General features: G+C 62.9%; 4 protein-coding genes. All 4 read left to right on the top strand.

All coding sequences use genetic code 11. The annotated features are described in order from the left end of the window. The first annotated feature begins 366 nt into the window (after positions 1–366). The 4 genes from JFX23_RS08205 (at position 367) to JFX23_RS08190 (ending at position 6679) form a co-directional block, all read left to right on the top strand. Positions 367–639: a hypothetical protein gene (locus JFX23_RS08205; RefSeq protein ID WP_198776489.1), complete on the top strand. Its 273-nt coding sequence runs from the start codon at positions 367–369 to the stop codon at positions 637–639. Positions 640–716: 77 nt separating this feature from the next. Beyond that, on the top strand, positions 717–2678 hold the full coding sequence (locus JFX23_RS08200) for a hypothetical protein (RefSeq protein ID WP_198776488.1): 1962 nt from the start codon (positions 717–719) through the stop codon (positions 2676–2678). A gap of 137 nt (positions 2679–2815) precedes the next feature. Next, positions 2816–4387 (top strand): glycoside hydrolase family 32 protein, encoded by a 1572-nt coding sequence (locus JFX23_RS08195; RefSeq protein ID WP_198776487.1) that lies wholly within the window; start codon positions 2816–2818, stop codon positions 4385–4387. A 234-nt stretch (positions 4388–4621) separates the two neighbouring features. Further along, entirely contained in the window at positions 4622–6679 is a 2058-nt protein-coding gene (locus JFX23_RS08190) for a PTS beta-glucoside transporter subunit IIBCA (RefSeq protein ID WP_198776486.1), read from the top strand. Positions 6680–6828: the final 149 nt, after the last annotated feature.

The raw sequence follows: 6828 nt of genomic DNA, 5'->3' as shown, positions 1-6828 counted from the left end.
CGACCACCCCGCCGCCGGCATCATCCCCCAATGGGGAGACGCCATCGCCTGGCATGAACTCCACCACCACAGCCCCTACCGCACCGACTGGGACTAGACCCGACCAACACATTTTGTCCTATAACCCACGCGGCTCGAATCGGATCGCCTTCCGGAATCGCGGAGCGTCATGCGGAACATCGTCGGGGACCGTCATGCGGAATACGAGCGGTATCCCTTCGCCAGGCCGGGCGGCGAGTAATGCGCTCTGACCATGGTTAACGCGCCGCGATCAACAGGTTCGCGGTCTTGAAAACTTTGGTTTTTCTTCTGTAATGCCAGTGATAGAGTGCTCGAAAAAGGCTGCCCCATCAATCGGAGGACTTCGTGACGTATCGAAGAAAATCGACCCTCGTTTCCCTCGTTTCGGCGAGCGCCCTGGCCGTGGGAGGGATCACCGTCGGCGGCGCCGCTCCCGCATTCGCCAAGGGGGGTGATCTCCCCGTCGCCCAGTACGTGAGCAGCACGGGGACCCTGAACTGCGCAGAGGATCATACGAGTGGCACCTACAACGGTGTGCTCACGGCCGATGTACCGATGACCGAGATTCTCAAGGGCCACGAGTCGGATATGGCGACTATGGCCGGGCTGAACGCCTAACCCCGGATGAGACCAAGAGTCATATCGCCTCCATCAAGTACGCGCTCGACCTGCCGGCCTCGGCCCAGATCGGCGCGGTGACCACGGCCTCGACCTCGACCGTGGTTCCCGCAGGTGGAATCACGTCGTCGACCTCGGATACGAAGGTCGATTTCGACATGAGGCTCACGGATCAGAACTGGGCGGGGATTCTCAGCGCCTACAACACGGACAAGGCGAAGACTCCGCTGCCCACCGTGACACTGACGATCCCCTACACCGTGACGGCGAACTCTCTCGCTGAGGCGCAGGCCGCTGATGGTGCGACGATCGCGGGGAATGGATCGTTCACCTTCTACACGGGCCGCAGCTTCTTCTCGTACAAGACGACCTTCAACGCCGATACCGCCTCGGTCCCGTACACCAAGGACCTCGCGAGTTGTTTCACCCCGGATCCGGATCCGGATCCGAACCCCGGCCCGGCGCCCGACCCCGCACCTGACGACGAGCCGCTCTCGGTGAAGCAGGCTCTCACCGTCCCCGCCGACCTGGCGGGCGCCGAGGGGACGGGCGCTCCCGATTCCGAGCAGAACTCGGTGTTCCAGGCCTCGGGCAAGAGCGCGAACCTGTCGCTGACCGGCGCCGTGTACCCGGATCCGGTCAAGGACCAGATGGCTGTCTTCGAGAACCAGTTCACCCAGTCGAACCCGGATTTTCCGAATATCGCTCTGAGCGATGTCTCCTACGCCTTCAAGGCCGTCTTGAAGCTTCCTGAGGGCATGGAGTTCATGAGCCCCGAGTCGATCACGAAGAACTCGGTGAAGCTCGCCGGTTCGACAGATTTCGCCGTCTCGAACGTCGAGGTCGTCGATCGGACCGCGACGGTCGACTTCGCCCTCACGGACGATGCGAAGGCGAAGATCACGACCTATCAGGCCCTGAAGGACGTCATCGACGCGATGAGCTCGCCGCTCACGGTCACGGTTTCGGGAGCGACTTTCTCCCAGACTTCGACTCCCGACACGGACTACACCGTGGTGGGCGAGGTCTCGGGTTCCTTCGGTGCGCTGGCGTCGAAGGCCGCCGCGACCGGCGGAAGGGACGTTCGCTTCGACCTCACCTGGACGGGTAAGCAGAAGGAGGGCCTCGCGGACGCGAAGACCCAGCCGGGCATCACCTTCACCACCAGGTACACGGCCCCGGCGCCCCAGCCCTACGAGCAGACGACGGATCTTCCTGCGGACATGCTCGGCGCCGAGTCGGGCGCTCCTGACACCGAGCACGACGCGGTGTTCGTGGCCTCGGGCAAGAATGCGAGCCTGACCCTGACCGGTCTGGTGGATGCTAAGACGGTGAAGGACCAGATGACGCAGGCCGAGCAGTACTACAACCAGGTCTCGGATCAGTTCGGGGGCATCGCCTTGTCGAACATCGGTTTCGGTTTCACGGCCTCCTTCACCCTGCCCGCGGGGATGTCGATCCCGAACAGCGAGAAGATTCCCGGCGTGCACTTGACTGGTTCGGATCAGTTCGAAGTGACCTCCGCGATCGCGAAGGACGGCGTCGTGACGGTGACGTTCGATATGACGTCGGCGGCGAAGAAGGCGATCACGAACTACGCGGCTCTGAAGGCCGCCGTCGATGCTATTTCCCCGGATGGTCTGCAGGTCTCCGTTCCGGGCGTCACCTTCACTGACGACTCCGCTGCAGACACGAACTACACGGTCAAGGGTGAGGTGTCGGGGCATTTCAATGCGACGGCGTCGAAGTCCGGTGGCGCGAAGATCGTGGACTTCAAATTCGTCTGGAACGGCGTTCAGCGCAAGGATCCGGATGGGACCGACGCCGCGAACGACGAGGGCATCTCCTTCACAGTGAAGTACAAGCCCGCGCCGACGCCCGAACCGACTCCGGATCCTGCCCCGGCGCAGTCAACGGTCGCCGGTAAGGCTTCGCGAGCGGTTCTCGCGGCGACTGGTGCGGATACCACTTTCGGGGTCGCTATCGCTGCAATCTTCGCGGCCTGCGGTGCTCTCGCCCTCAGGCGCCGTCGCCGCTGAGGCGGAGATTTTGAGGATCGCCGGGGGCGTCGCCAGGAGTGGCGACGCCCCCGTGGCGTTCCATCGAGCTCTTGCCTCCGAGGGGTGAGCTCCTCGAAACTCTGTCAAACGAATGACAGGGCCGCTATGCTCCAAACATGACTGAGGATTTCCTAGCGCTCGCCCGCGCCGCCGAACGTGACTCTCATGCCCGCGAAGATGCCGACTACCCGATCTTCCACGTCGTCCCGCCGGTCGGGCGCCTCAATGATCCCAACGGCCTCATTGTTGACGGAAACGACTACCACGCCTTCTTCCAGTACACCCCCGAGTTCCCCAAGAAACTCGTCTACTGGGGCCACGCCGTCTCCCCCGATCTTGTCCACTGGGACTACCTGGAGCCCGCGATCCTGCCGGATTGTCACCAGGACGCGAACGGCGCCTACTCGGGCACCGCGATCGGCGTCGAGGGTGGTGTTGAACTCTGGTACACGGGGAATTACAAAGACCCCGAAAGCGGTGAACGCGAAGCGACGCAGTGCCTCGTCGAAACGAGTGACCTGAAGAGCTTCCGCAAAACCATCGGCCCGATCATCACCCGCCAACCCGAGGGCTACACCGCCCACTTCCGCGATCCGCAAGTTTGGCAAGATCCTGACGACCCCGCTGGTTCGTATCGCATGATGCTCGGCGTTCAGCGCGAGGACCTCAGTGGAACGATCCTCTTGTACCGCTCAGCCGACCGGCGTCACTGGGATCTGGAAGGCGAAATGACCTTCCCCGATGCCGGGGGAGTCTTCGATTCCTTCGGCTACATGTGGGAGTGTCCCAACCTTCTGCGCCTGCGCGACGAAGAAAGCGGCGAGGTTTCGGACGTCCTCATCTTCTGCCCCCAGGGTGTTGCGCCCGAGCGCGAGGGCTTCGAAAACATCTTCCCCTGCGTCTACATCGTCGGCTCACTCGTCGGCACAGAGTTCCGCAGCGCCGACGGCTCCTTCGAAGAGGTCGACCGGGGCTTCGAGTTCTACGCCCCCCAGGCTTATGCGCGCCGCTCCAGCGGCTGGGGCCGCAATGCGGAAGGTGAAGAGAACCTTCTCCTCGGCTGGGCAGGCAACGCGAGCGAAGACGACCAGCCCTCCATCGCGACGGGCGGCTGGGTTCATGCTCTCACCAGTCCGAGAGCCCTGAGCCTGCGCGCTGGACGCCTGATTCAAAGGCCCTTCCTCCCCGGCCTCCCGCTCGAAGAGAAGGCTTCCACAGATACGAGGGCCGACCTCGATTCGCGGACAGCTCCATCTGCTACCAACTGCGAACCCGCTTCGGCCTCGTGCGTCGCAGACTCTGCTTGCGATTTCAAGGAGATCGAAGCCCTGTCCGGCTCGCGCTCGTGGAGAGTGAAGACTTGCGCCACGATCGACGAGGGCGGGGCCCTCGAGTTCGATATGGGCGAGGATTGTGGCCTCACAATCCGGATCGAGGCCAATCGTCTGCTCGTCGACCGCTCTGCTTCGCGCTACCCGCACGGGGGAAGCCGCGTCGTGACTCTCGAAGCGGGAGACGTCAATTCGATCGAGATTGTGCACGACCGTTCCTTGACTGAAGTGTTCTGCGGGGATGGTCGTCTGGCTTTCACCTTCCGTTCTTTCTTGAATGCTGGAAGCTCGGGCCTTCGGGTCCGTGTAGAGGGGAATGCGGCTCTGGAGGGCTTCGTTTCGGCGCGTCTTGACTGAATGTGCAGCTCAGGCACAGTGACGCTTCACGCCCCGTGGTGAGCGCATTGTGGATCCGGGTGCACTGGGCTGCCTCAGCCCTAAACAGCGCAAAAAATCAGTCAAATCGTGATGTTCAAACCCTTGCGCGGACTTCTGAGGCGTCCGTAGTATGTCAAACGATTGCTATAGAGCCCGGGCTGCACTGGTGACGCCGTTGCCCAGCACCCGGGGTCCACCGAGAAAGGAACGTGGATGGCAATGGATCACGCCAAGGTGGCGTCCGAGGTCGTCAAGGCCGTCGGAGGGGCATCAAATATCAACGCCGCAGCTCACTGCGCCACCCGCCTGAGGCTCGTCCTCGCGGATGAAACCAAGGTCGACCAAGCGGCCCTCGACGCCGTGGACGACCTGAAGGGAACCTTCGCCGCCGGAGGAATGTTCCAGATCATCGTCGGCCCCGGTGATGTCGACGTCGTCTACCAGCGCATGGTGAGCGACCACGGTGTCCGCGAGGTCTCCAAGGACGAGGCGAAGGAAGAAGCCGAGCAGGGCGGCAATCTCGTCTCCCGCTTCATCAAGATGATCGCCGACATTTTCGTCCCGGTTCTGCCGGCCCTTATCGCCGGTGGCCTCATGATGGCCCTGAACAACGTCCTCCAGGCCGGATTCTTTAACGGCAAGTCGATCATCGACATGTACCCGGCTGTGGCCGACTATGCGAGCCTCATTAACCTGGTCTCAGCCGCAGCCTTCGCCTTCCTCCCCATCCTCGTCGGCTTCTCCGCAACCAAGAGGTTCGGGGGCAATGTTTACCTGGGTGCCGCGATGGGCGCAGCCATGGTCTCCGGTTCCCTGCTGTCCGCCTACTCGATGACCGATCAGGATGCTGCTGACGCCTTCTGGGCCTTTACCGGCGCCAACCCCACGTGGCACCTCTTCGGCCTCGAGGTCGACAAGATCGGCTACCAGGCGATGGTCATCCCGGTGCTGTGCGTCGCATGGATTCTGTCCACCATTGAGAAGTGGCTGCACAAGCGCCTCTCCGGTACCGCCGACTTCCTGTTGACGCCGCTCATCACCATGCTGGTCACTGGCTTCTTGACCTTCGTCCTCGTCGGCCCTGTCACCCGTCAGCTCTCGGTGCTGCTCACCAATGGGCTCGACTGGACCTACAACACCCTCGGAGTCTTCGGCGGCTTGATCTTCGGCTTCTTCTACAGCCCGATCGTTGTCACCGGTCTGCACCAGTCCTTCCCCGCAGTGGAAATCCCCCTTCTGCCCCAAAACGGCGGCCCCGGCGACTTCATCTTCCCGATCGCCTCCATGGCCAATGTCGCTCAGGGCGCTGCGGCCCTCGCGGTCTTCGCGAAGACCCGCGACGCCAAGCTCAAAGGCCTGGCTGGTGCTGGTGGCGCATCCGCTGTCTTCGGTATTACCGAGCCCGCGATCTTCGGTGTCAACCTCCGACTCAAGTGGCCCTTCTTCGTCGGCATGGGTGCTGCGGCGATCGGCTCGGCGGGCGTCGCGCTCCTCAATGTTCGAGGCGCTGCCCTGGGAGCCGCAGGCTTTGTCGGCTTCGTGTCGATCCGTACCGCTGACATCCCGAAGTACCTCCTCCTTGAGGTCATCGTCTTCGCACTCTCCTTCGGCGCCACCTTCGTTTACGCTTCGACTCGTGGCAAGGCCGATATGGAGGCTCGTCCCGCCGCTGCTGGAGACGCAGGCACTGTCCCGGCGCACGTCGCAGAGCCCACTGCAGTTCCGGTTGCTGTCGGAGCCGTTGGCGGAGCTGCTGCTCCCTCCCCTGCCGCAGCTCCCGCGCCAAAGCCTGCGATCATCGGCGATGCCACTGATTACTCGATCACCGCACCCCTTGATGGCCAGATCGTTCCTCTTGAGCAGGTGAAGGACGAGTCCTTCGCTCGTGGGATGCTCGGCCCGGGCATTGCGATTGCGCCCACTGGAGGCCAGGTCGTCTCCCCGGTCGACGGTGAAGTGACAGTTGCCTTCGCGACCGGTCACGCCTACGGTCTCAAGACCGCATCCGGTGTCCAGATCCTCATCCACATCGGTATGGACACGGTTGAGCTCAAAGGCAAGGGCTTCACGCCTCGTGTCGCCAAGGGCGATATGGTGCGCCGCGGCGACGTCCTTGCTGAGGTCGACTGGGATGTCATCCGCGAGGCTGGCTACGACACGATCACCCCGATCGTTGTGACGAACAAGAAGAAGTTCGAGGCCGTCACTCCCGCCGCTTCGGGTCATGTCTCCTTCGGAGATGTGATCGTCGAGGTCACTCCAAAGGCCTGAACCTGAGGATCACTCGCAGGGCCCCGAACCGCCACAGCGGTTCGGGGCCCTGTGACGTGCAGAGGCCGTGCTGTAGAGCGTTGAGCTGCTGGAGTCGGGCGGTGGATTCCTAGGTCTTGGGGCCCCGGGCCCAGGACTCAAGGGAACTG

The organism is Schaalia cardiffensis, from assembly GCF_016405145.1.
Taxonomy (GTDB): Bacteria; Actinomycetota; Actinomycetes; order Actinomycetales; family Actinomycetaceae; genus Pauljensenia; species Pauljensenia cardiffensis.
Note: the sequence above shows the minus strand (reverse complement) of the source record. Positions and strands in the feature narration are given on the sequence as shown.

Excerpts from the sequence above, each read along its gene's own strand:
- JFX23_RS08195 (WP_198776487.1), top strand. The coding sequence starts at position 2,816 with ATGACTGAGGATTTCCTAGCGCTCGCCCGCGCCGCCGAACGTGACTCT.
- JFX23_RS08190 (WP_198776486.1), top strand. The coding sequence starts at position 4,622 with ATGGCAATGGATCACGCCAAGGTGGCGTCCGAGGTCGTCAAGGCCGTC.